This window comes from Pseudomonas sp. S35 (genome assembly GCF_009866765.1).
In the GTDB taxonomy this organism is placed as follows: Bacteria; Pseudomonadota; Gammaproteobacteria; order Pseudomonadales; family Pseudomonadaceae; genus Aquipseudomonas.
Genome location: NZ_CP019431.1, coordinates 115,846 through 141,882, shown reverse-complemented (window position 1 = coordinate 141,882; position 26,037 = coordinate 115,846). Strand labels below are relative to the sequence as shown.

At 57.7% G+C, this 26,037-nt stretch carries 16 protein-coding genes, 2 tRNA genes and 4 rRNA genes; 6 read left to right on the top strand and 16 right to left on the bottom strand.

The window, feature by feature from the left end; translation table 11 throughout:
- Positions 1–2: 2 nt before the first annotated feature.
- The 7 genes from PspS35_RS00665 to PspS35_RS00635 form a co-directional block, all read right to left on the bottom strand.
- Positions 3–1,538, bottom strand: coding sequence for an MFS transporter (locus PspS35_RS00665; RefSeq protein WP_159932338.1), 1,536 nt, complete (start codon positions 1,536–1,538; stop codon positions 3–5).
- 169 nt (positions 1,539–1,707) lie between these two features.
- Entirely contained in the window at positions 1,708–2,628 is a 921-nt protein-coding gene (locus PspS35_RS00660; RefSeq protein WP_159932337.1) for a LysR family transcriptional regulator, read from the bottom strand.
- Between the two features lie 55 nt (positions 2,629–2,683).
- Positions 2,684–3,310 (bottom strand): TonB family protein, encoded by a 627-nt coding sequence (locus tag PspS35_RS00655; RefSeq protein WP_159932336.1) that lies wholly within the window; start codon positions 3,308–3,310, stop codon positions 2,684–2,686.
- Between the two features lie 100 nt (positions 3,311–3,410).
- Entirely contained in the window at positions 3,411–4,259 is an 849-nt protein-coding gene (locus PspS35_RS00650) for an ABC transporter permease (protein ID WP_159932335.1), read from the bottom strand.
- 11 nt (positions 4,260–4,270) lie between these two features.
- A complete protein-coding gene (locus PspS35_RS00645) occupies positions 4,271–5,122 on the bottom strand; it encodes an ABC transporter ATP-binding protein (RefSeq protein ID WP_159932334.1) in 852 nt (283 codons plus the stop codon).
- A gap of 1 nt (position 5,123) precedes the next feature.
- Positions 5,124–6,149 (bottom strand): ABC transporter substrate-binding protein, encoded by a 1,026-nt coding sequence (locus PspS35_RS00640; protein ID WP_159932333.1) that lies wholly within the window; start codon positions 6,147–6,149, stop codon positions 5,124–5,126.
- 14 nt (positions 6,150–6,163) lie between these two features.
- Complete coding sequence (locus PspS35_RS00635) at positions 6,164–7,057, bottom strand: TauD/TfdA family dioxygenase (RefSeq protein WP_159932332.1); 894 nt, start codon at positions 7,055–7,057, stop codon at positions 6,164–6,166.
- A gap of 266 nt (positions 7,058–7,323) precedes the next feature.
- On the opposite strand from PspS35_RS00635, the gene PspS35_RS00630 reads away from it, so the two are divergent.
- The 5 genes from PspS35_RS00630 (at position 7,324) to PspS35_RS00610 (ending at position 13,899) form a co-directional block, all read left to right on the top strand.
- The gene (locus PspS35_RS00630) at positions 7,324–8,019 is read left to right on the top strand and encodes a GntR family transcriptional regulator (RefSeq protein WP_159932331.1); all 696 of its coding nucleotides are present in this window, start codon (positions 7,324–7,326) and stop codon (positions 8,017–8,019) included.
- A 337-nt stretch (positions 8,020–8,356) separates the two neighbouring features.
- On the top strand, positions 8,357–9,115 hold the full coding sequence (locus PspS35_RS00625; RefSeq protein WP_159932330.1) for a DUF3050 domain-containing protein: 759 nt from the start codon (positions 8,357–8,359) through the stop codon (positions 9,113–9,115).
- On the top strand, positions 9,112–10,050 hold the full coding sequence (locus PspS35_RS00620; RefSeq protein WP_159932329.1) for a diiron oxygenase: 939 nt from the start codon (positions 9,112–9,114) through the stop codon (positions 10,048–10,050). The genes PspS35_RS00625 and PspS35_RS00620 overlap by 4 nt, the downstream gene beginning before the upstream one ends.
- Positions 10,047–13,415, top strand: a complete 3,369-nt coding sequence (locus tag PspS35_RS00615) for an amino acid adenylation domain-containing protein (protein ID WP_159932328.1) — start codon at positions 10,047–10,049, stop codon at positions 13,413–13,415. Before PspS35_RS00620 ends, PspS35_RS00615 begins: the two co-directional genes overlap by 4 nt.
- A gap of 19 nt (positions 13,416–13,434) precedes the next feature.
- A complete protein-coding gene (locus PspS35_RS00610; protein ID WP_159932327.1) occupies positions 13,435–13,899 on the top strand; it encodes an SRPBCC family protein in 465 nt (154 codons plus the stop codon).
- A 37-nt stretch (positions 13,900–13,936) separates the two neighbouring features.
- Here PspS35_RS00610 and PspS35_RS00605 read toward each other — a convergent pair whose 3' ends face one another.
- The 9 genes from PspS35_RS00605 to PspS35_RS00560 form a co-directional block, all read right to left on the bottom strand.
- Positions 13,937–15,817, bottom strand: coding sequence for a methyl-accepting chemotaxis protein (locus tag PspS35_RS00605; protein ID WP_159932326.1), 1,881 nt, complete (start codon positions 15,815–15,817; stop codon positions 13,937–13,939).
- 421 nt (positions 15,818–16,238) lie between these two features.
- A 5S ribosomal RNA gene (gene rrf, locus PspS35_RS00600) occupies positions 16,239–16,354 on the bottom strand.
- A 109-nt stretch (positions 16,355–16,463) separates the two neighbouring features.
- Positions 16,464–16,579, bottom strand: a 5S ribosomal RNA gene (rrf, locus tag PspS35_RS00595).
- 157 nt (positions 16,580–16,736) lie between these two features.
- Positions 16,737–19,628: ribosomal RNA gene (locus PspS35_RS00590) — 23S ribosomal RNA — on the bottom strand.
- Positions 19,629–19,876: 248 nt separating this feature from the next.
- Positions 19,877–19,952 (bottom strand) — tRNA-Ala (locus tag PspS35_RS00585).
- A 30-nt stretch (positions 19,953–19,982) separates the two neighbouring features.
- Positions 19,983–20,059 (bottom strand) — tRNA-Ile (locus PspS35_RS00580).
- An 83-nt stretch (positions 20,060–20,142) separates the two neighbouring features.
- A 16S ribosomal RNA gene (locus PspS35_RS00575) occupies positions 20,143–21,679 on the bottom strand.
- The 16S, 23S and 5S rRNA genes sit together here with 2 tRNA genes alongside, the layout of an rRNA operon.
- Positions 21,680–22,242: 563 nt before the next feature.
- On the bottom strand, positions 22,243–23,463 hold the full coding sequence (locus tag PspS35_RS00565) for a CaiB/BaiF CoA-transferase family protein (protein WP_159932325.1): 1,221 nt from the start codon (positions 23,461–23,463) through the stop codon (positions 22,243–22,245).
- 12 nt (positions 23,464–23,475) lie between these two features.
- Positions 23,476–24,657, bottom strand: coding sequence for an acyl-CoA dehydrogenase (locus PspS35_RS00560; RefSeq protein WP_159932324.1), 1,182 nt, complete (start codon positions 24,655–24,657; stop codon positions 23,476–23,478).
- A 157-nt stretch (positions 24,658–24,814) separates the two neighbouring features.
- On the opposite strand from PspS35_RS00560, the gene PspS35_RS00555 reads away from it, so the two are divergent.
- Positions 24,815–25,714 carry a LysR family transcriptional regulator gene (locus tag PspS35_RS00555; RefSeq protein ID WP_159932323.1) on the top strand — a complete coding sequence of 300 codons (900 nt, stop codon included), beginning with the start codon at positions 24,815–24,817 and terminating at the stop codon, positions 25,712–25,714.
- Positions 25,715–26,037: the final 323 nt, after the last annotated feature.

The window sequence follows — 26,037 nt, the reverse complement described above, 5'->3', positions numbered from 1 at the left end:
GGCTAGGTCGGCGCGCGAGGCGGAAAGATCCGCGTGGGCATCCAGAAAATCAGCAGGATCAACGCCACGGCGACACCGCCCATGACGTAATAGAGGTCCGAAGAGGTGAGCACCACGGCCTGCTCGTGCAGCCGATGGGCGAGGCCCGGTGCATCAACGTCGGCCAGGGGCGAATTGCCGAGCCGGTCCACCAGCATGGTCGAGTGAAAGTGCAGGCGTTGGGTGGTCAGCGCATCCAGCACGCCGGTGGCGACCACGGCGGCCAGGCCTTTGACGGTGTTGAACCAGGCCGAGGCGAACGGCCCGTCCTGCGGCTGAATGCTGCCGGTGGACAGCATCAACAGCGGCAGTACGGCCATAGGCTGGCCGAAGATCTGCAACAGGTACAGGCCATAAAAGTCATCGCGGATCCACGCCGAGGTGAGGTGCGCGCTGCCGATGCAGCACAGCACCAGCATGCTCAGGCCGATCCCCAGCACCCAGCGGCAATCGACCCAGCGCAGGTTGCACAGCGCGGCCACCAGCGGCAGCGCGATCAACTGCGGCAACGCCATCAGCAGCATCACGGGCGCGGTTTGCAGCGGCCGATAACCTTGGACCTGCGCGAGGAAACTCGACGGGATGATGATCACCGAGGTCAGCACCATCAGCACGCCCGCCAGCACGATCAACGCAAACGAGAGGTTGCGCAGGCCGAGCATCTGCAACTTGAAGAACGGCATCGGGTGCGACCATTCATTGAGCATGAACAGCACCAGCAGCAGCGCGCCGCCACTCAGCAAAAAGGTGATCAGGCCCGACTCGAACCAGTCCAGCCGATTGCCTTGCAGGATGCCGATCACCAGCATGCAGATCGCCGGGAAGCCCAGCAGCAGGCCGCGCCAGTTGAACTGCTTGAAGCGCTCCAGGCGCAGCGGGTCCTGGGGCAGGCCGTAAGCCACGGCAGCCATCGCCAGCAGGCACGGCGCGACGATCTGCCAGAACGCCCATTGCCAGCCGACGTATTCGGTCCACAGCGCCGCCAACGGCGTGCCGAGGCTCGGGCCGAAGGTGGCGGTGAGCGCGTAGCCGGCCAGGCCATACAGCTTGACGTTGGCCGGCAGGAAGCGCAGCGCCACGGTCATCAGCATCGGCGGCAGCGCGCCACCGGCCAGGCCTTGCACGGTACGCAGCAACAGCAGGCTTTCGTAGTTCGGCGCAAACGGGCACAGGATGCCCAGCACGGTGAACAGGCCGATGGCGCACAGCGTGAAGCGACGCAGGGAAAACGTCACCGAACACCAGGGCGCAAAGGCCATCGCCGCGACCGAGGTGGCGGTGTAGGCCGCGACCAGCCAGGTGCCTTCGTCAAAACCGATGTACAGCGCACCGCGGATATCGGCGAGGGCCACCTTGGTGACCATCTCGTTGAGGCCGGATACCAGCACTGCCAGCAACACGCCGACCAGGCCGATGATGATGCGCGGGCCGAATACGGGCGGGGTCATGGCGGCGGGCTTGGCTGCGGCCTCAAGGGCGGGGGCAGCGAGGGAAGTCATGAACAGGTAACTCGAAATGGGAAATACCCGAGCAGTTTAATCAGGCACACACATGACAAAAAGTTACATGTTGACAGGGTATAAGTGCGCGGGACGCAATCCTTGGTTCACTACAGAACCCTTGTGGGAGGGGGCAAGCCCCCACATTTGCCCTGTGTACGCTGGAGATTCAGGTCGGCTGGGCTTGCAGCCAGGTGGCGTGGCAACTTTCGCGCATCGTCTCACGCAGCCATTTGTGCGCCGGGTCCTTGTCGAAACGCGGATGCCAGGATTGGGCCAAGACCAGGGTCGGCAAGGAGATCGGCAATGGGAAGGCGCGCAGGGGCAGCTTCAGGCGGTTGGCGCTGTAGAGCGCTTCCTTGGGCACCGGCAGGATCAGGTCGGAGTCGGGCAGCATGAACATCGCGCCGTGAAACCCTGGAGCGATCATCGCCACTCGGCGCTCCAGGCCCTGGGCATTGAGCGCGGTGTCGATCGGCCCACGGGCGATGCCGCGCCGCGAAATGCTGATATGGGAATAACTGGCGAAACGTGCGGCGGTGATCTCTTCGTCGAACAACGGGTGGTCCTGCCGTGCCAGGCCGACGAAGGTGGTGGAAAACAGGTTCTGCACCTTGACCTCGGGACTGGCCGGCATGGTGTTGCTCACGCGCAAGTCCAGGCGGCCTTCGCGCAACGCTTCGTCGTCGGTGTCGCCCTCGGGCACGAAACACAGCTCGCACAGCGGCGCCACGCGCTCCAGGGTGTCGAACAGGCGACCGCCATACACGCCGATGAAAAAGTCATTGGCGCGCACGCTGAAACGGCGGCACAACGTGCTCAGATCCACTTGGTCGGCCGAGCGAAACAGCAGCGCCGCCTGTTCCACCACGTTGCGCACCTGGCCTTGCAGTTGCAGGGCCTTGGGCGTGGGCACAAGGCCGCGACCGGCACGCACCAGGATCGGGTCGCCCACGGCCTCGCGAATGCGCGTGAGGGTGCGGCTCATGGCCGCCGGGCTGAGGTTCATCCGCCGTGCGGCGCCCACCACACTGCCCTCGTCGAGCAAGGCGTCAAGGGCGACCAGCAGGTTCATATCCGGTAGTTGCATGCCAAGCACTCGTGATCGTGAGGGAGTGAGCTGGGCGCAATCGTAGCAGGGATTTTTACAACCGCACGCGCACGGTTTCGGGAAGGTGGTCGATGTAGCGGCTCTTGGGTTGGTTCCGGCACTTGCGCACGATCTCCGGCAGGGCATTGTCCAGCTCATCCGAGGCCAGCAGGCTGGCAGGATAGTCCAGGGTGCCACTGAGCACCGGCAACACCAGGTAGGCACGCACCAGCGCAAAACTGCGCATGGCGCTCAGAGGGCGTGAGGGTTGGTCGCGACGCCATAGCGTGACTTCATTGTTGAGCGCGCTGCACACCTGGCCAACCACCTCATTGACCGGCCTGCGAAAGGGCACGGTGATATCGCCTGTGGGCGAGAAGATCATGTCGTTTTTCGCGTCGATCACTGCCGGCATATCCGCAGTGACCGTCCAGGGTTTGAAACGCCACTGTCGGGCGGCATTGACGGCGGCCTCACCGAAGGCCGGGGCGCTGGCATCGAGCACCTTCACGTCACTGACCGAACCATCGTTGTGCAGGTTAAGGCCGATTTGAGCGCGCCCCTGCACATTGTTCATGCCTTGCGGGTACACCGGCTTGGGCATGTAGAGCGCCTCGGGGCTGGTGGTCGCCCACACCTGAAATGAGCACAGCAACGCTGCCGCGAAAACCAAAGAACGCATGGTCGTAAATCCCTTTACCAGAGCATTGCGACGCTGCCTGCAGCGTCGGATTCGGCCGGCATTATCGGGTTCACGGCGGGCAAAGAGCAATTATTCCTGTTTAGCGCTGCATGCCCCAACGCTTCACGGTGAGACGCTCGAAGGTGTCAAACACGAGGTTTTCCACCAGCAGGCCGATCAGGATCACCACGGCCAACCCGGCAAATACTTTGTCGGTGTACAGCTCATTGCGGTTCTGGAAGATGTACCAGCCCAGCCCGCCCTTGCCACTGGTGGCGCCGAACACCAACTCGGCGGCAATCAACGTGCGCCAGGCAAATGCCCAGCCGATTTTCAGGCCCGCGAGGATCGACGGCAGCGCAGCCGGGATCAAGATGAACAGCACGAATCGCATGCCCTTGAGGCCATAGTTGCGACCGGCCATGCGCAGGGTTTCGGACACGCCGAGGAACCCCGAATAGGTGTTGAGCGCCAGCGCCCACAGCACCGAATGCACCAGCACAAAAATCAGGCTGTTCTGGCCCAGGCCAAACCACAGCAGCGCCAGCGGCAGCAACGCAATGGCCGGCAGCGGGTTGAACATCGAGGTCAGGGTGCTCAGCAGGTCACGCCCCAGTTGGGTCGACACCGCCAGTGTGGTCAGGGCGAACGCCAGCACAATACCGATCAGGTAGCCCTTGATCAGCACCACCAGCGAGATGCTGACCTTGCTCAACAGTTCGCCGCTGAGCAGGCCGTCGGACAGCGCGCTAAAGGTCTGCAAAAAGCTCGGCAGCAGCAGGTCGTTGTTCTGATAACGCGCGACCGCTTCCCAGAGCAGCGCCAGCACGATCAGGATCAGGCCCTTGCGCAGCCAGCCTTGTTGCCACAGGCGTTGGCGCAGCGGCAGTTCGCGCTCTACGGGGACGCTGAGCAACGGTTCGAGGGTGATTTCGTATTCCTGGCGCATGGGTTGCCCCCTTAGTAAGCGATGCGGATATCGGCGAAACCCAACTCGGGCTCCGCTGCGCTGGTTTCATCGAACAACAAGCGATGAATCCGCCGCGCCGACGCCTGGAACGCTACACCGCCGAGGCTGTGCAGGTCGTATTGATGGCTGTGGATTTCCGCACGCACGCGCCCCGGGTGCGGCGACAGCAGCAGGATGCGATTGCCCACCACCAGCGCTTCTTCGATGGAGTGGGTAACAAACAACAGGGTGAAGCGCACCTCTTCCCAGAGCAGCAGCAGTTCTTCCTGCATCTTGCGCCGAGTGAGCGCGTCGAGAGCCGCGAAGGGCTCGTCCATCAGCAGGATTTTCGGCTGCATGGCCAGGGCGCGGGCGATGGCTACGCGGGCTTTCATGCCGCCCGACAAGGTGTGAGGGTACGCATCGGCAAAGGCACTCAGGCCGACTTTGTCGAGGTAATGCAGGGCGCGTTCTTCCGCTTCGCGGCGCTTGAGGGTCTTGGACGCCAGCAGCGGGAACATCACATTTTGTTTAACGGTTTTCCACGGCGGCAACTGGTCGAATTCCTGGAACACCACGATGCGATCGGGGCCTGGTTGTTCGACCTTTTGCCCCAGCAGGCGGATCTCACCTTCGCAAGGTTTGATAAACCCGGCGATGGACTTGAGCAACGTGGATTTGCCGCAGCCCGAAGGACCGAGCAGCACGTAGCGGTCAGCCGGATCAATCTCGAAGCTGACCTGGTGGGTGGCCCGCACCACGCGTTCGGGGGTGCGGTATTCGAGGCTGACGCTATCCACCGCCAGCAACGGTGCGACGGTGTGCAGGTTGCTGGCCGTGTGGCCTTGCAAGGGCGCGTTCATCTCAACTTCCTTGCAGGGGCTTGGCGTCCTGGAAGAAGTAGTCCTTCCACGATTCAGGCTTGTTTTTGATGGCGCCGACGCGGTAGAGGAACTCCGCCAGCGGGTAGGTGTTTTTCGGTGTGACGCTGAATTCAAACTGCGGGTTGTCGATGATCTTGAGCAGCTCGGCGCGGCCGATCTTGGCCTTGGTCACACGGATGTAGGTATCGGCTGCGGCGCCTTTGTCGTTCTGGGCGAACTGCGCAGCTTCGGTCAGTGCGTCCACAAACGCCTTGTAGGTTTTCGGGTTGTCGTTGCGGAATTTTTCGGTGGCGAACAACACCGTCGGCGAGTTCGGCCCGAGCAGGTCATAGGTATTCAACACCACGTGCACGTTGGGATTGGCCAGGGCCTGGTCTTGGAACGGCGGGTTGGAGAAGTGCCCGGTCAGCTCGGTGCCGCCGGCGATCAGTGCGGCAGTGGCGTCAGGGTGCGGGACGGCGACGGTGTACTTGTCCAGGCGATTGAACTCCTTGTCGCCCCACTGCTTGGCGGCGGCGTATTGCAGGAAACGCGACTGCACCGAAACGCCCACCGCAGGCACGGCGATGCGGTCCTGGTCGGTGAAGTCGGCGATGGTCTTGACCTTGGGGTTGTTGCTGACCAGGTAGTACGGGAAGTTGCCCAGGGATGCCACGGCCTTGACGTTCTGCTTGCCGTGGGTGCGGTCCCAGATGGTCAGCAACGGACCGACGCCGGCACCGGCGATATCGATGGAGCCAGACAGCAGCGCATCGTTGACTGCCGCGCCACCGGACAGTTGGGTCCAGTCGACCTTGATGTCGATGCCTTCCTGCTTGCCGTATTTTTCGATGAGGTTTTGGTCGCGCACCACGTTGAGCAGCAGGTAGACGATGCCGAATTGTTCGGCGATGCGGATCTCGCCTTCGGCCTGGGCCGCTGCCGGCGCTACCAGGCTGCCAGCCAGCAGGCTGATACCCAGCCCAACGGTGGCGGCCAATCGTGCAAATGGGATGTTCCTGGACATGGTCATGCTCCGAATCAGAAAGGCGCGTCGCCCTGGATGGTGGTGCGAAACAGCTTGCGGCGCAGGTAGCTGGGGCAACCGGCGGCGAGGTGGATCAACGAGCGGTTGTCCCAGAACACCAAGTCGTGGGGCTGCCATTGATGGCGATAGATGTTGTGTGGCAGCACGCTGTGGGCGTAGAGCTGGGCAAGCAGGTCGCGGCTTTCGTCTTCGGGCAGGCCGACGATGCGGGTGGTGAAGCCCTCACTGACAAACAACGCCTTGCGGCCGTTTTCCGGGTGGGTGCGCACAATCGGGTGCACCACTTCGGCGACTTGCGCCAACTGCTCGGGCGTGAGTGTGGGGCGCCAGTTGCCTTCGAATTTGGTCTCGCTGTAGCGTGCGGTGTAGGAATGGGCGGCGCTGCGGCCATCCACTGCTTTGCGTAGGTGCTCGGGCAATTGGTCCCAGGCTTTGTGCATGTCGGCGAACAAGGTGTCGCCACCTTCAGAGGGCAGCTCCTGGGCATGCAGCATTGAGCCCAGGCTCGGCAGTGCTTTATAGGACAGGTCCGAATGCCAGAATTTACCCGCGTCGCCCAGGCCGATGGATTGGCCGTTTTCAATGATGTTGGAGACGATCAGGATTTCCGGGTGGTTGGCCAGCAGGAACTGTTTGAGCACGTGGATCTGCAGCACGCCGAAACGGCGGCTGAAGGCAATCTGCTGTTCGGGAGTGATGCGTTGGTCGCGAAAGACCACAACGTGATGATCCAGGTGCGCACGGTGAATGCGTGCAAAATCCTGGTCATTGACTGGCCGGGACAGGTCCAGGCCGATAATCTCGGCACCGACACTGCCGGGCAGTGGTCGAATCTCGAAAGATTGGGCAGTAGGGATCGCTGTTGGAACAGTAGAGGTGGCGGACATGAGTTCACTCCCGGTCAGACAGGAGAGTGACTTTATAGGTATAAGAACGGCAATTTAAATACCGTTAGGAAATATCGATATGCGTGAATGTCGTAAAATGGCCATGCCTTGTCAGACACGCGAGAAGCCTCGGGTGGGCTTCGGGAGCCTGGTGTTGAACCGCTTACAAGCCGAAACTGTGCCTGTTTGACAAGCGTATGGGCAGTCTCTAGTGTTCATTGGATCCAATTAGCCACCACCCTTCTAACGAGGAGGATAGCGTAACCGTGACGCAGAAGCCGACCCCTTTGAACAGCATCAAGATCAGCGGCCCTATTCCCGCCCACCTTGCTCGCTCCGTAATTGAAGAAACCTTGCGAAATGCAATCCTCGATGGCCGATTGCCCTGCGGTACTGCGATGCGTCAACAAGAATTGGCCAGCCTGTTTGGCGTCAGCCGCATGCCCGTACGAGAAGCCTTGCGCCAACTGGAGGCCCAATCGCTGTTGCATGTGGTGACCCACAAGGGCGCCGTGGTTGCACCGCTGATCGAAGACAATTCGGCGGAAACCTATGGACTACGGATGCTGCTGGAGTCCGAGGCATTACGCTTGTCGATTCCCTTGCTGACCGAAACCGATCTCGCCGAGGCTGAAGCGTTCATCTGTGCACTGGAGCAGGAAAAAGACTACACCGAGATTGGCCGCCTCAATCGACTGTTTCACATGGCCCTGTATGGCAAGGCCCCCAACCAGCGGTTGCTCAGGCTGGTGGAACATGGGTTGAACGAGGAAGAGCGCTTCCTGCGTTTCAACCTTGAGGCGATGGGGTTGGGTGAAACATCCCAGGAAGATCACCGGGAGTTGCTGAACCTGGTGGCACAGAAAAAAGTCGACGCAAGCATCCTGACACTGCGCAACCACTTGATGCGAGGGATGGAGGTGATCACCACCTACCTCAATGGCCTGGAAGACACCCCTTAACGAGGTGCTCCAGTGTGCGTCTTGACCCTCTAACGCTGCGGGGCTCCCTCTCAACAGGGTAGCGCCCGCGACAGAGAAACTTCCCACATCAAATAAAGCAACTTACTGACAGCTAATATTATTTAGAAAAACATCTAACACATTCATATGCTCGCCAAATTGTTTAACCCGCTTATTATATTTTATTACTAAACCCGACACTTCAATCGACGGCATAGCCCCATGCGTTCGAGCGTTCGCTTGCGCCAGGCTTGGCTTACACCTGTTTGTCTTCTTGCCGTTCATGAAAGCTCAACGTTGCGTTCACAGTAGACGCAACAACTTATAGGCATCCACCATGTATCAATCGTTACTTGAACAAAGAAAACGGAAGTTATGCAGCCACGCGTTATTTATGGAAATAACTTCACTTCGAAAGTTACAACTTTTTATGGAGAGCCATGTATTCGCTGTTTGGGACTTCATGACCCTCACCAAGCGCCTGCAACAGGACCTGACCTGCACGCGCCTGCCCTGGCTGCCACCCGCTGATGCGCAAGCCGCACGGCTGATCAATGAGATCGTGCTGGGCGAGGAGTCAGACGAACACCCGAGTCAAGGCCACTGCAGCCACTTCGAGTGGTACCTGCAAGCCATGGTCGAAGTCGGTGCCTGCACCTTGGCGATCAAACGCTTCATCGCGCTGCAACGCGAAGGGGTAGACGCGAGTGCTGCCTTGCACAGGGTCGATGTTCCTGCGGGCGTAGCGCGTTTTGTCGACGACACACTGCACATCGCGCTGAACGCCTCCACTCACTGTGTGGCAGCCGCGTTTTTTCACAGTCGCGAGCAAGTCATCCCCAGCATGTTCGAGGACATCCTGCGCCAGGGTGCGCTCATCCATCACCAGGCGCCCACGTTGTGTACCTATCTCAAGCGCCACATCGAGTTGGACACAGAGAATCATGGCCCGGCAGCAGAACAGTTGCTTGAGCGCCTGACCAGCGCAGACCCGACTTACCCGCAACAGGCCTACGAGGCGGCCCTTGCTGCGGTGGAAAGCCGCATCACGTTCTGGGACGAGGTAAGGGCCTCGCTGCAAGAGGTGCAACCATGAACAGCGCCAGCTACCACGCGATTGCCGACGATTGGGAGCGCCGTGCAACGGTCCGCACCCGCCCTCGCCGCCTGCTGGAAAACGATGACAAGCTGATCTATCCGCTGTGCCGCCAGCCCTTGGTCCTCAATGCGACATTTGTGGAGCATTGCCCGCACTGGCGCGACTTCGTACTGCTGCAAAGCTTCTACAAATTCATCAACGACGTGGTGATCTTCGAGACCGAAATCGTCGACACGACTGCCCGCAGCATTGCCAAGAATCGCTTCGCGGTGCCCTTCCCGCTTGACTGCCGCGTGGATGCGATGACGGTGGTGGTAGATGAGGACTACCACGCCTTGGTCGCACTGGACTTTTTGCAGCAAACCATCGCCATGACGGGCATACAACCACTCGACCTGCCCGAGCAAATCGAACTGAGCCGTGCACTGCCGGCGGCACAGGCGCAGGCACCGGCTCACCTGCACGATGCCGTGGCGCTGATCGCCGTGGCCATCGCTGAAAACAGCGTAACCCAGGACGTGGCGGCCTTTTCCAAGGACGCCAGTGTCAAAGCCTCCATTTGCGGCCTGATGGCCGACCATCTGTTTGACGAGGGCCGCCACGCGCAATTCTGGACCCGGCTGGTGCAGCTTTATTGGCAAGCCGCGAGTCCGGATGACCGTGACAGCATCGCCCAGGTACTACCGACGTTCCTTGCGCATTACCTGACCAACGAGCTGCAAAAAAACTTCGACCTGCACCTGATCGAACACCTCGACATCAGCGCCACGCTGCGCAACGCGCTACGCGATGAAATAACGGCGCTGGCGTTTCCCATTACCCGCCAGCACCCGTTGATGGGCAATATCATGAATTTTCTGCGACATAGCGGTTTGTTGCAGACGCCGAGCGTGGCACACGCGCTGGACACCTACTTGCCGGTGCCGATATGAGGCGCCTGACCATCGGCTGGCACGGCACCAGCCGAGCACTCACCGCCATCCGGGAGGTGCTGGACCAGTACGGGCATGTATCGGGTGACGAGGCCGTCGACCTCTGGATTGAGGACGGTAGCCTGCCGTTATTGGTCGACATCGGCCAAGCAGCCTGTATGAGGCTGCGCGTGGGGGTTGGCCCGATAACCGACAGTGGGTTACCGGCGGTGCAACTGCGCAGCTATGACGCTGACCAACGCTTGCGTGCCGTGCTGGACATTGCCGAGGAGCCCAGTGGCAATGGCCAACGACTGCGCCGACAGGTGACGAGCGCGCTGGAAGACTGGGTTGCGCTGCACGTCAGCGGTTTTTCGCGGGATCCCGAGCACTTCTCTACACGCGCGATCGCCACGGACTGGCCAGAGCGGGGTTTGCAGGGGCTTGAGGCACTGGCATTCATGCATCGGTTCAATCGTACGGACGACCCTGCATTGATGCACAAAGCGCAGGTACCGGTGATCGAGCGGATACAGGACAGCCTTCGTACCTTCGCCAACCGGACGGCACTGAACATCGCGGGCAACGAAGTGACTTACCATCAGCTGCACCTACGGGTCATCGCGATCCAGCAACGACTGCGCCCCTTGCTGGCAGCATTTGAGGCCGTGCCAGTGGTCGGTGTATGCCTGGGGAAGTCCATCGAGTTGTACGCCAGCATTCTGGCGCTGCAGGGCTGTGGTGCCGTGTACCTGCCACTGGCCCCCGACCACCCCCCGCAACGCCATCAGGCCATGCTCGAAAGTGCCGGGGCATGCGTATTGCTGGATACTGGCCAGCACCCGTTACGCGAGCGTTTCATTGCCGTGGATGTGAGTGCTGTCGGCCTGTGCGACGCCGACCGGCCGATCCACAATCGCTGCTGCCCGGATACGCCGAGCATGGTGCTTTATACATCGGGCAGTACAGGCCAGCCCAAGGGCGTGCTACTCAGCCACGGCAACCTGGCGCACTTCGCCAGTTGGTTCGGCGCGTGTATGGCGCTGGATGAGCGAAGTCGGGTGTTGCAGTTTTCACCCATGAGTTTCGACTCGTCGTTGATCGATATCTTCCCCGCATTGATCGCTGGTGCCCAGTTGATCGTGCCCAGCGAGGAGCAAAAGCGCGACCCTCAGCAACTGGTGGAACTGCTCCGTCAGCGGCGCGTCACCCATGCTTTCCTGCCGCCGGCGCTGCTCGGTATCCTGCCGCTGGACCGCCCCCTGGGCTTGACGCACCTGCTGACTGGCGGCGATGCCTGCGAACCCCATGTGATCGAACGGCTCGCAGGCCAGTGTCAGTTACACAACCTCTATGGCCCCACCGAAACCACGGTGCTGATCACGCACCGAAGGATGGCCCCCGGCGACAACCCTCACAACATCGGCCATCCGATCACGAACAGCCAAGTGCTGATACTCGATGAAAACCTCGAACCGGTGGATGAGCGCGTGATGGGTGAGCTGTACATCATCGGTCCTGGGGTTAGCCTGGGGTATGTGAATGCGCCGCCGCTGGCGGCCAGCCCGTTCATCGAACTGCCAATAGGCGATGGCCAGGCGCTGTGCGCTTATCGCAGCGGTGACCTGGCACAGTGGACAGCCAAAGGAATTGTGCTGGGCGGACGCCGTGATGATCAGGTGAAGATCCGCGGCTTTCGGGTCGCGCCCCAGGAAATTGAACAATGCCTGCGTGACAGCCGGCTGTATCGCCAGTTAGCAGTGGTGATCGACTGCGACACTCGGGTCTGCGCCTTTGTCGCCCAGCCTGAACCCGGTGCCACGGTGGCGGCCCTGCAGCAACATGCGCGGCAGTGGCTACCGGATTACATGCAGCCTGGGTTCTGGGGCGAGTTGCCGGACATGCCTTACTCCAGCAACGGTAAAGTCGACCGCAAGGCGTTGCTGGCGCTCCCGTTCCAGCCACTCTTGCAGACCCCTCCTCGCGCTGCGCACACCCCGCTCCAAGCGCGATTGAGCAACCTGTGGGGCGAGTTACTGACTCGACCGGCTACTCAGTTTTCAATTGATGACAGCTTCTTCGACCTCGGTGGCCACTCGATTTTGCTGTCGACCCTGTTGCTAAGCGTGCGCGAGCAATTGGGACGCAGCTTCGCGTTGAGCCAGTTCATTGAAGTACCGACGATTCGTACGCTGGCAACGCTGCTGGAGGAGGGTGAGCTTCCCGACGCTGCCACGGGCCAGGCGGTTCAGGACGCTCAACGGGAATGGGCAATCAGCACACTGCCCGATGACCGTGCAGGCGACCCGCATAAAGTGATCGTGACAGGCGCCAACAGCTTCGTCGGTGTTCATATCGTCGAGGCGTTGCTGGCGGGCGGTGCAACCGCAGTGGCGTGCCTGGTTCGGGAAGTGCCGGGGAGCTGTGCAATGACGCGATTTACCCAAGCATTGCGTGAGTACCGCCTGGAACACATGGACTTGAGTCGAGTGCAGGTCTTCGCCGCCGACATCAGCCTGCCGCAGTTGGGCTTGGCCTGCGACATGTATGAGCATCTCGCCGAGGACTTCGGCGTACTGGTGCATAACGCAGCGCGGGTCAACCACGTGATGGACTACGCCTCGCTGGCCAGGGATAACGTCGCGCCCATAGCCGAATGCCTGCGCCTGTGCGAAACCCGCAGCAAGAAAGTCTTCAACTTTGTCTCGACACTCTCGGCCTCCAGCGGCGTCGACTCACAGGGGCACGTTCTGGAAGCCCCGGCGGCGGCCACACCGCCGCTGTACATCAAAAATGGCTACAACCTGTCCAAGTGGGTCGCCGAGCGGCTGCTGGGGCGTGCGGTTGAACAAGGGGCCTGGGTGAATATCCATCGCCCGGGAAATATCAGTTTCAATAGCCGCAACGGCGTTTGCCAGCCGCACAAGAATCGTCTGATGCTGATGCTCAAGGGGTCGCTGCAATTGGGCCTGATGCCCCGGTTGGCGTTGAATTTCGACCTGATGCCCGTGGACTTCCTGGCGCGCTTTATTGCGTTCCACTGCACTGGCTTTCACGCCGAGCGCAACGTGTTCAACCTGCACAACCCACAGCCGTTGAGCTGGGAGGATTACCTGGACGCGTTCAGCCGGGCGGGCTACAGGTTCGAGCGGGTGAGCATTGCACACTGGCAGCAGGCGCTGCGAACGGTGAGTCCGGACAACGCACTGTTTGGGGTACTCGGGTTTTATCTCGATCGTCTGGATGAAGACATCGGTGATACCTCGATGATTCGCCACGACAACGCACGCCATGGTGTTCAACAAATGGGGGAACAGTACCCCGACAAAGATCCGGTGCTGTTGAGCAAAGGCTGCAACCACCTCAAGGCCATCGGCTTTCTCTGAAACGCCTCAGGACGAACTCATGAAACCGCTGCAACCCGATACGTTAATTCGCAACCCTGAAGGCGTGCCCATAGTGGCCTCTGTCGTGATCGACTGCGACGCCTCGCGCCTGTGGAACATGGTGGGACAGTTTGCAGGCTTCGATGTGTTCATCCCTGCCCTGACGCATATCGACATGATCGGCACCGGCGTGGGCGCTCTGCGCACGAAGTTCTTCCGAGATGGCAACTGCGTGGTGGAACAACTCAACAGCCGGGACGAGCACGCCATGCACATGACCTGGACCACAATCTACAACACCCTGGGCGTAGCCAGGCTGTGGGCCGCGATCACCGTAGACGCACTTGGCGCGCACAGTTCCAGGGTGACCTGGACCATCATTGCCGAGCCCATAGACACGGCGCAGGGAGGTTTTGAGCAGTTTGTGCAAGGGTTCGCCGACAGCGCGCTGGACAACGTGCGCCGCTTGTTGGGCAAGCAGTAGGAGCGAGTTGCTCGCTCCTACTTATAGGCTCGACGGGTCAGATCTTGAAGCTGTCGACCAACTGCTTCAAGCGATTGGCCTGTTGTGACAACGCATCGCAGTCTTTCAAGGTTTCGTTGAGGTTGGTCACGCCCTGCTGGTTCAGCAGGTTGATCTGGTTGATGTCGACGTTGAGGGTTTCCACCACGGCAGTCTGTTCTTCAGTGGCCGCCGCGACGGACTGGTTCATGCCATCGATCTCGACGATCCGCTGCGTCACACTGACCAGGCGCTCACCGGCTTGGTTGGCGACTTCAACGCTCTCTTCGCTGGAAGCCTGGCTGGCATTCATGGTGGTCACCGCTTCACGCGACCCCACCTGCAGCGACGTGATCATCTTATGAATCTCTTCGGCCGACTCCTGGGTACGGTGGGCCAGGTTGCGCACTTCATCGGCCACCACGGCAAACCCGCGCCCGGCTTCCCCTGCCCGCGCAGCTTCGATGGCGGCGTTGAGGGCGAGCAAGTTGGTTTGCTGGGAGATGCCTTTGATCACATCGAGAATATGGCCGATGTTATCGGTGCTCGCGTTCAGAGTCTCGATCTGAGTGCAAGACAGGCTGATCTTCTGCGACAGCTCCGACATTGCCCGAATGGTTTGCTCGACCACTTTGCGGCCATCGTCGGCTTGCTCGCTGGCACCGCTCGCGTGCTGCGACGCATCGGCGGCATTACGCGCGATTTCCTGGGTAGCCGCACCCAGTTCGTTGATCGCTGCGGCCACGCTGTTGGTACGCGCGCTCTGCTCGTCGGAGCCGATGATCGAGGCGTTGGAAGATGCCATCACGCGCTGGGACAGGTCGTGCACTTGTCGTGTTGCGGAAGACACTTCGGAAATCGAAGCATGGATACGCTCTACGAATCGGTTGAACGCACTGCCTACCTCACCGAATTCATCTTTACTGGTCACGGCCAGGCGGCGGGTCAGGTCACCCTCGCCCTGAGCGATATCCTGCATGGCAACACCCATCGTCGTGAGGGGGCGCAGCAACACTTGAATCAACAGGCTCAAGAGCACCGCAATCGCGACCACGGCAATCAACATGGCAATCAGCGCAGAAGTGCGGAATTTACCCAGCGGTGCGTAGGCCTTGTCTTTATCGATCGACAGGCCGATATACCAATCTGCACCGGGCAAGCCGCTGATAGGGGTGAACGACAGAATGCGATCCTGCCCCTTGAGGACGACGTCCTGGTTGAGCTTTTCGATACGGACATTAGTGCCTGGGTAGATGTCCTTGAGGTTTTTCATCACCTGGTCCTCGTCAGGGCTGACGATGACCTGGCCATCGCCACTGACCAGAAACGCATGGCCGATGCCGCCGAAATCCACCGAATTGATGATCTTCACCAGGGTTTGCAGGCTCAGGTCACCACCGACCACGCCGAGCAGCTCGCCGTTCTTTTTCACCGGCATAGCGATGGTAACGATCTGACCACCCACCGCGGCCATATAGGGCGGTGTAAGCATAGGCTTATCGGCAGCCACGGCTTGTTTGTACCAAGGGCGCTGACGGGGGTCATAGCCGTCGGGCATTTTAGCGTCCGGACGCTGGGTGAACACACCGTTGGTTTGGCCAACATAGGTGAACTGGAAATTCGAGGTGAACGCGGGTTGATCGACCAGCCCAGGGAGGTCTACCGCATTGCCTTGGTGGGCAACGTTTTGCGTCAGGCTTTCAAGCACCAATATTCGGCCACTGAGCCAGTTCTGCACGCTGCTGGCAGTGAGTTCACCCGACTGCTGAATGGATGACTCCAGGTTCTGCTTAATGGTGCTGCGCTGGAGGTAGTCGTTGTAAAGGGTAAACAACGCAAAGGCTAGAACCACAACGCCTGACGCGGCCAACAAGATTTTATGACTGAACTTGAGATTCATTTCATCGACTTCTTTTTGCCAAAGGGGGGTGAGCGTGCCGAGTGGAACATTCCATGTAACGGTATAGGCAACTTGTCGGGCCGCTCTATTTCGGGGCACGCATGGCTCGTCAGGCTTTCGGCCAAGCTGAGGCAAAACTGAGTGTTTTGTGGGATAAATCTTCTTTTCCCGTAGGAAACTGACAAGCGGTTGTCGTACAAGCATCCAGCCTGCACCGGCTTGTCATTTGTAGCGCTTGGCGCAGCCCCCTTCGAACACTGTCTTTTGAGTAGGTGCTGTCATGCAATGTGATGCGCGTTAAAGCACCATTTCAGCCGAACCGCCGCGCAACGTGAGACGCCGTCAAGCGAGCTGTTCTGATCAGCTCCGCTTAACGACAAAACCCCTGTCTGCGTTAGCAGACAGGGGTTTCGGAATTCAATCTTGACGATGACCTACTCTCACATGGGGAAACCCCACACTACCATCGGCGATGCATCGTTTCACTACTGAGTTCGGGATGGGATCAGGTGGTTCCAATGCTCTATGGTCGTCAAGAAATTCTGTGTACCGGAGCGTTGCAATAGCGACACGCCGATGAAATTCATGGACTTCTACAAAAACAAAACCCCTGTTTGCGTGAGCAAACAGGGGTTTTGGAATTTAATCTTGACGATGACCTACTCTCACATGGGGAAACCCCACACTACCATCGGCGATGCATCGTTTCACTACTGAGTTCGGGATGGGATCAGGTGGTTCCAATGCTCTATGGTCGTCAAGAAATTCGGGTACTGAGTCGCGGCCAGTTGGCCTCGCTTCAGCAAATTGGGTATGTGATAGCTTTCGGTGTTTTGTGAGCATCGAACTTTCGGTTCATTGCGTCTTCACACACCGCAATCTGATGCTCTTTCGAGTAGTCAAATTGCTTGGGTGTTATATGGTCAAGCCTCACGGGCAATTAGTATTGGTTAGCTCAACGCCTCACAGCGCTTACACACCCAACCTATCAACGTCGTAGTCTTCGACGGCCCTTCAGGGGACTCAAGGTCCCAGTGAGATCTCATCTTGAGGCTAGTTTCCCGCTTAGATGCTTTCAGCGGTTATCTATTCCGAACATAGCTACCCGGCAATGCCACTGGCGTGACAACCGGAACACCAGAGGTTCGTCCACTCCGGTCCTCTCGTACTAGGAGCAGCCCCTCTCAAATCTCAAACGTCCACGGCAGATAGGGACCGAACTGTCTCACGACGTTCTAAACCCAGCTCGCGTACCACTTTAAATGGCGAACAGCCATACCCTTGGGACCGGCTTCAGCCCCAGGATGTGATGAGCCGACATCGAGGTGCCAAACACCGCCGTCGATATGAACTCTTGGGCGGTATCAGCCTGTTATCCCCGGAGTACCTTTTATCCGTTGAGCGATGGCCCTTCCATACAGAACCACCGGATCACTAAGACCTACTTTCGTACCTGCTCGACGTGTCTGTCTCGCAGTCAAGCGCGCTTTTGCCTTTATACTCTACGACCGATTTCCGACCGGTCTGAGCGCACCTTCGTACTCCTCCGTTACTCTTTAGGAGGAGACCGCCCCAGTCAAACTACCCACCATACACTGTCCTCGATCCGGATAACGGACCTGAGTTAGAACCTCAAAGTTGCCAGGGTGGTATTTCAAGGTTGGCTCCACGCAGACTGGCGTCCACGCTTCAAAGCCTCCCACCTATCCTACACAAGCAAATTCAAAGTCCAGTGCAAAGCTATAGTAAAGGTTCACGGGGTCTTTCCGTCTAGCCGCGGATACACTGCATCTTCACAGCGATTTCAATTTCACTGAGTCTCGGGTGGAGACAGCGCCGCCATCGTTACGCCATTCGTGCAGGTCGGAACTTACCCGACAAGGAATTTCGCTACCTTAGGACCGTTATAGTTACGGCCGCCGTTTACCGGGGCTTCGATCAAGAGCTTCGCGTTAGCTAACCCCATCAATTAACCTTCCGGCACCGGGCAGGCGTCACACCCTATACGTCCACTTTCGTGTTTGCAGAGTGCTGTGTTTTTAATAAACAGTCGCAGCGGCCTGGTATCTTCGACCGGCATGAGCTTACGGAGCAAGTCCTTCACCCTCACCGGCGCACCTTCTCCCGAAGTTACGGTGCCATTTTGCCTAGTTCCTTCACCCGAGTTCTCTCAAGCGCCTTGGTATTCTCTACCCAACCACCTGTGTCGGTTTGGGGTACGGTTCCTGGTTACCTGAAGCTTAGAAGCTTTTCTTGGAAGCATGGCATCAACCACTTCGTTAACTAAAAGTTAACTCGTCATCAGCTCTCGGCCTTAGAATCCCGGATTTACCTAAGATTCCAGCCTACCACCTTAAACTTGGACAACCAACGCCAAGCTGGCCTAGCCTTCTCCGTCCCTCCATCGCAATAACCAGAAGTACAGGAATATTAACCTGTTTTCCATCGACTACGCTTTTCAGCCTCGCCTTAGGGACCGACTAACCCTGCGTCGATTAACGTTGCGCAGGAAACCTTGGTCTTTCGGCGTGGGTGTTTTTCACACCCATTGTCGTTACTCATGTCAGCATTCGCACTTCTGATACCTCCAGCAAGCTTCTCAACTCACCTTCACAGGCTTACAGAACGCTCCTCTACCGCATCACTTACGTGATACCCGTAGCTTCGGTGTATGGTTTGAGCCCCGTTACATCTTCCGCGCAGGCCGACTCGACTAGTGAGCTATTACGCTTTCTTTAAAGGGTGGCTGCTTCTAAGCCAACCTCCTAGCTGTCTAAGCCTTCCCACATCGTTTCCCACTTAACCATAACTTTGGGACCTTAGCTGACGGTCTGGGTTGTTTCCCTTTTCACGACGGACGTTAGCACCCGCCGTGTGTCTCCCATGCTCGGCACTTGTAGGTATTCGGAGTTTGCATCGGTTTGGTAAGTCGGGATGACCCCCTAGCCGAAACAGTGCTCTACCCCCTACAGTGATACATGAGGCGCTACCTAAATAGCTTTCGAGGAGAACCAGCTATCTCCGAGCTTGATTAGCCTTTCACTCCGATCCACAGGTCATCCGCTAACTTTTCAACGGTAGTCGGTTCGGTCCTCCAGTTAGTGTTACCCAACCTTCAACCTGCCCATGGATAGATCGCCCGGTTTCGGGTCTATTCCCAGCGACTAGACGCCCTATTAAGACTCGCTTTCGCTACGCCTCCCCTATTCGGTTAAGCTCGCCACTGAAAATAAGTCGCTGACCCATTATACAAAAGGTACGCAGTCACCCAACAAAGTGGGCTCCCACTGCTTGTACGCATACGGTTTCAGGATCTATTTCACTCCCCTCTCCGGGGTTCTTTTCGCCTTTCCCTCACGGTACTAGTTCACTATCGGTCAGTCAGTAGTATTTAGCCTTGGAGGATGGTCCCCCCATATTCAGACAAAGTTTCTCGTGCTCCGTCCTACTCGATTTCATGACTAAGAGATTTTCGCGTACAGGGCTATCACCCACTATGGCCGCACTTTCCAGAGCGTTCCGCTAATCTCAAAGCCACTTAAGGGCTAGTCCCCGTTCGCTCGCCACTACTAAGGGAATCTCGGTTGATTTCTTTTCCTCAGGGTACTTAGATGTTTCAGTTCCCCTGGTTCGCCTCTTACGCCTATGTATTCAGCGTAAGATAACCATCTTATGATGGCTGGGTTCCCCCATTCAGACATCTCCGGATCAAAGTCTGTTTGCCGACTCCCCGAAGCTTTTCGCAGGCTACCACGTCTTTCATCGCCTCTGACTGCCAAGGCATCCACCGTATGCGCTTCTTCACTTGACCATATAACCCCAAGCAATCTGGTTATACTGTGAAGACAACATTCGCCGAAAATTCGATAATACTCAAAACTGAGTAACTCACAAATTTTACCTTAGCCTGATCCGTTACCAGTGAAAGTAACGTTCAGTCTATCTTTCTATCACATACCCAAATTTTTAAAGAACGATCTAATCAAAGACTAGAAATCAACATTCACCATCATCACAATGGAATGCTCATTTCTAAGCTTTCAACAACAGAAGCAGTAGTGGTGGAGCCAAACGGGATCGAACCGTTGACCTCCTGCGTGCAAGGCAGGCGCTCTCCCAGCTGAGCTATGGCCCCGTATTTCTACAGGCGTTTCCCACACAAAATTGGTGGGTCTGGGCAGATTCGAACTGCCGACCTCACCCTTATCAGGGGTGCGCTCTAACCAACTGAGCTACAGACCCAATTTCGGGCTGCTTCTTTATCGTCTTCTTCAATGAATCAAGCAATTCGTGTGGGAACTTATGGAGCAGCTGATGTCGTCGATTAAGGAGGTGATCCAGCCGCAGGTTCCCCTACGGCTACCTTGTTACGACTTCACCCCAGTCATGAATCACACCGTGGTAACCGTCCTCCCGAAGGTTAGACTAGCTACTTCTGGTGCAACCCACTCCCATGGTGTGACGGGCGGTGTGTACAAGGCCCGGGAACGTATTCACCGCGACATTCTGATTCGCGATTACTAGCGATTCCGACTTCACGCAGTCGAGTTGCAGACTGCGATCCGGACTACGATCGGTTTTATGGGATTAGCTCCACCTCGCGGCTTGGCAACCCTCTGTACCGACCATTGTAGCACGTGTGTAGCCCAGGCCGTAAGGGCCATGATGACTTGACGTCATCCCCACCTTCCTCCGGTTTGTCACCGGCAGTCTCCTTAGAGTGCCCACCATAACGTGCTGGTAACTAAGGACAAGGGTTGCGCTCGTTACGGGACTTAACCCAACATCTCACGACACGAGCTGACGACAGCCATGCAGCACCTGTCTCAATGTTCCCGAAGGCACCAATCTATCTCTAGAAAGTTCATTGGATGTCAAGGCCTGGTAAGGTTCTTCGCGTTGCTTCGAATTAAACCACATGCTCCACCGCTTGTGCGGGCCCCCGTCAATTCATTTGAGTTTTAACCTTGCGGCCGTACTCCCCAGGCGGTCAACTTAATGCGTTAGCTGCGCCACTAAGAGCTCAAGGCTCCCAACGGCTAGTTGACATCGTTTACGGCGTGGACTACCAGGGTATCTAATCCTGTTTGCTCCCCACGCTTTCGCACCTCAGTGTCAGTATTAGTCCAGGTGGTCGCCTTCGCCACTGGTGTTCCTTCCTATATCTACGCATTTCACCGCTACACAGGAAATTCCACCACCCTCTACCATACTCTAGTCAGTCAGTTTTGAATGCAGTTCCCAGGTTGAGCCCGGGGATTTCACATCCAACTTAACAAACCACCTACGCGCGCTTTACGCCCAGTAATTCCGATTAACGCTTGCACCCTCTGTATTACCGCGGCTGCTGGCACAGAGTTAGCCGGTGCTTATTCTGTCGGTAACGTCAAAACAATCACGTATTAGGTAACTGCCCTTCCTCCCAACTTAAAGTGCTTTACAATCCGAAGACCTTCTTCACACACGCGGCATGGCTGGATCAGGCTTTCGCCCATTGTCCAATATTCCCCACTGCTGCCTCCCGTAGGAGTCTGGACCGTGTCTCAGTTCCAGTGTGACTGATCATCCTCTCAGACCAGTTACGGATCGTCGCCTTGGTGAGCCATTACCCCACCAACTAGCTAATCCGACCTAGGCTCATCTGATAGCGCAAGGCCCGAAGGTCCCCTGCTTTCTCCCGTAGGACGTATGCGGTATTAGCGTCCGTTTCCGAACGTTATCCCCCACTACCAGGCAGATTCCTAGGCATTACTCACCCGTCCGCCGCTCTCAAGAGAAGCAAGCTTCTCTCTACCGCTCGACTTGCATGTGTTAGGCCTGCCGCCAGCGTTCAATCTGAGCCATGATCAAACTCTTCAGTTCAAACATCTTTGGGTTTTTAAGAAACCCTAAACTTGGCTCAGCAATCGTTGGTTACATCTTTGATTTCTCGCGGAGTAACTTGTGATGCTGATAATCTTGTTGACTATCAGTCTGACTCCACAAGCACCCACACGAATTGCTTGATTCAGTTGTTAAAGAGCGGTTGGTTAAGATCTTTCGTCTCAACCGAGGCGCGCATTCTACAGCAGCCTCATTTGCTGTCAAGTGATTATTTTAAGAAGTTTTCAAGGAATCCTTAACAACTTCAACCACTTGCGCTTCAGATCTCTCATCAGCGGGAGGCGAATTCTACAGCGTTACACGCTGCTGTCAACACCTCTTTTTCAACTTCCTTTTGGCTTCGATGAACTGAAGCACCTGCTGCCGAAAACTGCGTAACTCATTGTTTACCAAGGAGTTTTCTGTTTCGACTGCGCCGGAAGTGGGGCGAATTATAGGCTTCCAGAATCTGGCGTCAACCCTTAATTTGGTTTTTCTATCAAACAATTGAAGTTGATTAAAAAACCACCAGTACGCTCTTCCTTCTATATAGAAGAAAACACCTAAATCACTCCTGCCTCTCTCAACTCAGCCACATTCGCTGGCGCCAGCCCCAAAATACCCTGCAGCACCTGAGCCGTATGCTCGCCCAATAAAGGAGGTGCACGACGGTACTCAACAGGGGTCTTGGAGAGACGAATCGGGCTGGCAACCTGCGGCACCATCCCCGCCAACGCGTGAGGCAACTGCAGTGCCAGCCCACGCGCCTTGACCTGAGGGTCGGCAAACACCTGTGCGAGGTCATTGATTGGCCCGCAAGGCACCCCCACACGCTCCAGCGCCGCCACCCACTCGCCTGTCGTCTTGAAGACGGTCGCCTGGCGAATCAACGGAATCAGCTCCGCACGGTTGGCCACCCGCACCTTATTAGTGGAGAACCGCGGGTCATCGGCCCACTGCGGTTGCCCAGCCACCTCAGCGAACTTGCGAAACTGCCCGTCATTGCCCACCGTCAGGATGAAGTCACCGTCGGCTGTAGGAAAGTCCTGGTAAGGCACGATATTCGGATGAGCATTACCCAAACGCTTTGGCGACACTCCCGTCGTCAGGTAATTCATCGCCTGGTTCGCCAGGCAGGCCACCTGCACATCGAGCAACGCCATATCGATATGCTGCCCACCACCGTCATGATCGCGATGCGCCAACGCAGCAAGAATGGCCACCGTCGAGTAGAGCCCCGTGAGAATGTCAGTCAGTGCCACGCCCACCTTCACCGGCCCAGCACCTTCGTCACCCTCCGGCCGACCGGTCAGACTCATCAGCCCGCCCAGCCCCTGGATCATGAAGTCATAGCCCGCACGCGTCGCATACGGCCCGGTCTGGCCGAAGCCCGTGATCGAGCAGTAGATCAACTCCGGGTTGACCGCCTTGAGCGACTCATAGTCCAGCCCGTACGCCGCCAGACCACCCACTTTGAAGTTCTCGATCAGGATGTCGGACTTCGCCGCCAGATCCCGCACCAGCTTCTGCCCCTCCGGCCGCGTGAAGTCGATAGTCACCGACTCTTTATTCCGGTTGGCGGACAAGTAATACGCCGCCTCACTGGTGTTCTCGCCAAGCGCATCCTTTAGGAAGGGCGGCCCCCAAGCGCGCGTGTCGTCACCGTTACCGGGACGCTCGACCTTGATCACCTCAGCCCCAAGGTCCGCAAGAATCTGACCCGACCAAGGCCCGGCCAATACTCGCGACAAATCCAGTACCCGTAGATGCGACAGCGCGCCCATACCGCCCTCCTATTAATAGAACGCCTGAAGACCGGTTTGCGCACGACCCAGAATCAAGGCGTGCACATCGTGAGTACCCTCGTAAGTGTTCACCACTTCCAGGTTCACCAGGTGACGCGCCACACCGAACTCGTCAGAAATGCCGTTGCCGCCCAACATATCCCGCGCCATACGGGCAATATCCAGCGACTTGCCGCAGGAATTGCGCTTCATGATCGAGGTAATCTCTACCGCCGCCGTACCTTCGTCCTTCATGCGCCCCAGGCGCAGGCAGCCCTGCAAGGCCAAGGTGATCTCGGTCTGCATGTCGGCCAGCTTCTTCTGGATCAACTGGGTTGCCGCCAAGGGACGACCGAACTGCTGCCGATCAAGGGTGTACTGGCGAGCGGTGTGCCAGCAGAACTCCGCAGCGCCCAGCGCGCCCCAAGAGATACCGTAACGCGCCGAGTTGAGGCAGGTGAAAGGACCTTTCAGGCCCCGTACATCCGGGAAAATGTTTTCTTGCGGGACGAACACGTTATCCATCACGATCTCACCCGTGATGGAGGCACGCAGGCCGACCTTGCCGTGAATCGCCGGCGCACTCAGGCCCTTCCAGCCTTTCTCCAGGACAAAACCGCGTATATCGCCGGCGTCGTCCTTGCCCCACACCACGAACACGTCCGCGATAGGGCTATTGGTGATCCACATCTTCGCGCCCGTCAGGCTGTAGCCGCCATCCACTTTGCGCGCACGGGTGATCATCGCGCCCGGATCGGAACCATGGTTGGGCTCGGTCAGACCAAAACAGCCGATCCATTCGCCGGACGCCAGTTTCGGCAAGTACTTCTGTTTTTGCGCCTCGGTGCCGAACTCATTGATAGGCACCATCACCAGGGACGACTGCACACTCATCATCGAGCGGTAACCGGAGTCGACGCGCTCCACTTCCCGCGCAATCAACCCGTAACTGACGTAGTTCAGGCCGCTACCACCGTACTGCTCGGGAATCATCGCCCCCAGCAAACCGGTTTCGCCCATCTCACGGAAGATTGCAGGGTCGGTCTTTTCATGACGGAAAGCTTCGAGCACGCGCGGTGCCAGCTTGTCCTGGGCGAATTGCTCAGCACTGTCGCGCACCATGCGCTCTTCTTCGGTGAGCTGTTGGTCCAGAAGCAGTGGATCGATCCAGTTGAAGCTTGCCTTGCCAGCCATGAATAAGTCCTCGTGAAGATCATCAGAAGTCGTGGAGGGAGCCTAGGCCGGGGAGGCGAGGAGAGCAAACGAGGTTTCTGCATAGGCTTGTGCTAATTTCTCACTCCGAAATACATAAAAAGCGCTAAAAAGCACTTTATGAGTGAGGACAAGGTACATGCGCCGAAAAATCCCCAGCACCACCGCCCTTGTCAGCTTTGAAGCGGCAGCCCGCCACGAAAGCTTTACCAAGGCTGCGCACGAGCTCTCCATTACCCAGGGCGCCATTTGTCGACAGATCGCCAGCCTTGAGGAGTTTTTGAGTGTCGAGTTGTTTCGACGCTCACGGCGCGGGGTGAAGCTGACAGAAGCGGGACTGTCCTACAGCCGCAGGGTGGCGACCCAGTTGGATGCAGTAGAACGCGACACCTTGTCGGTTATGGGCCAACAGGGCGCCAACACCATCGAGTTGGCCGTAGTGCCCACGTTTGGCACGCAATGGCTAATCCCTCGCCTGAAAGATTTTCAACGCCAGCACCCAGAGGTGACTGTGAACCTGACCAACCGCACGCGCCCCTTTCTGTTCGCCGATACCGAGTTCGACGCGGCGATTTACTTTGGCGACGCTGACTGGTCCGGTACCGAGTCCCACCGGCTGATGGGAGAAAATCCCGTCCCGGTGTGCAGCCCGCGCCTTTTGGATGACGGCAAGCGATTCACTCCACAGCAGATCGCGGAACTGCCACTGCTTCAGCAGACCACCCGCCCATATGCCTGGCGCCAATGGTTCAACGCCCAGCAGCTAAGCGTGCCACGCGACATGACAGGCCCGCGTTACGAGCTATTCTCGATGCTGTCCCAGGCCGCCATGCACGACATGGGCATTGCGCTGATCCCACCGTTCCTTATTCAGCGAGAGCTGGACGAGCACCAACTCGTGATCGCCAGCCCGGAGGCGCTAACCAGCTCGAAGGCTTATTACCTGATGATTCCTGACAGAAAAGTCGAATCAGCCTCACTGCAGGCGTTCCGGGACTGGCTGATTGATCAATCCCAGCGTTATAGCCCCAACAATTAAAGGCAAATCAGTAATTGCTGACTTTGTAGTCAGTAAAATTCAGATCCTACAGATATACGTATATGTCGCATTTTCACAGACTGTACCTATTCATCAAAAATACGGCTTAAGGCCATGATTCTCGTGGCTTTCAGCGACACTAACAGGCCAATGCCCGACTATTCACATCAACCATGACAAAACACCCACCAATCAGCTGCGACCCTTTAAATACCTGTATTTAAAGGGGTTATTTCAGCATGTTGCGACAATCAGTCACAGGGTGACTTGTAGTTAATTTTTCGTCACCCGTCATAATCCCTTGAAGGCCGTAAAGTTCGCCT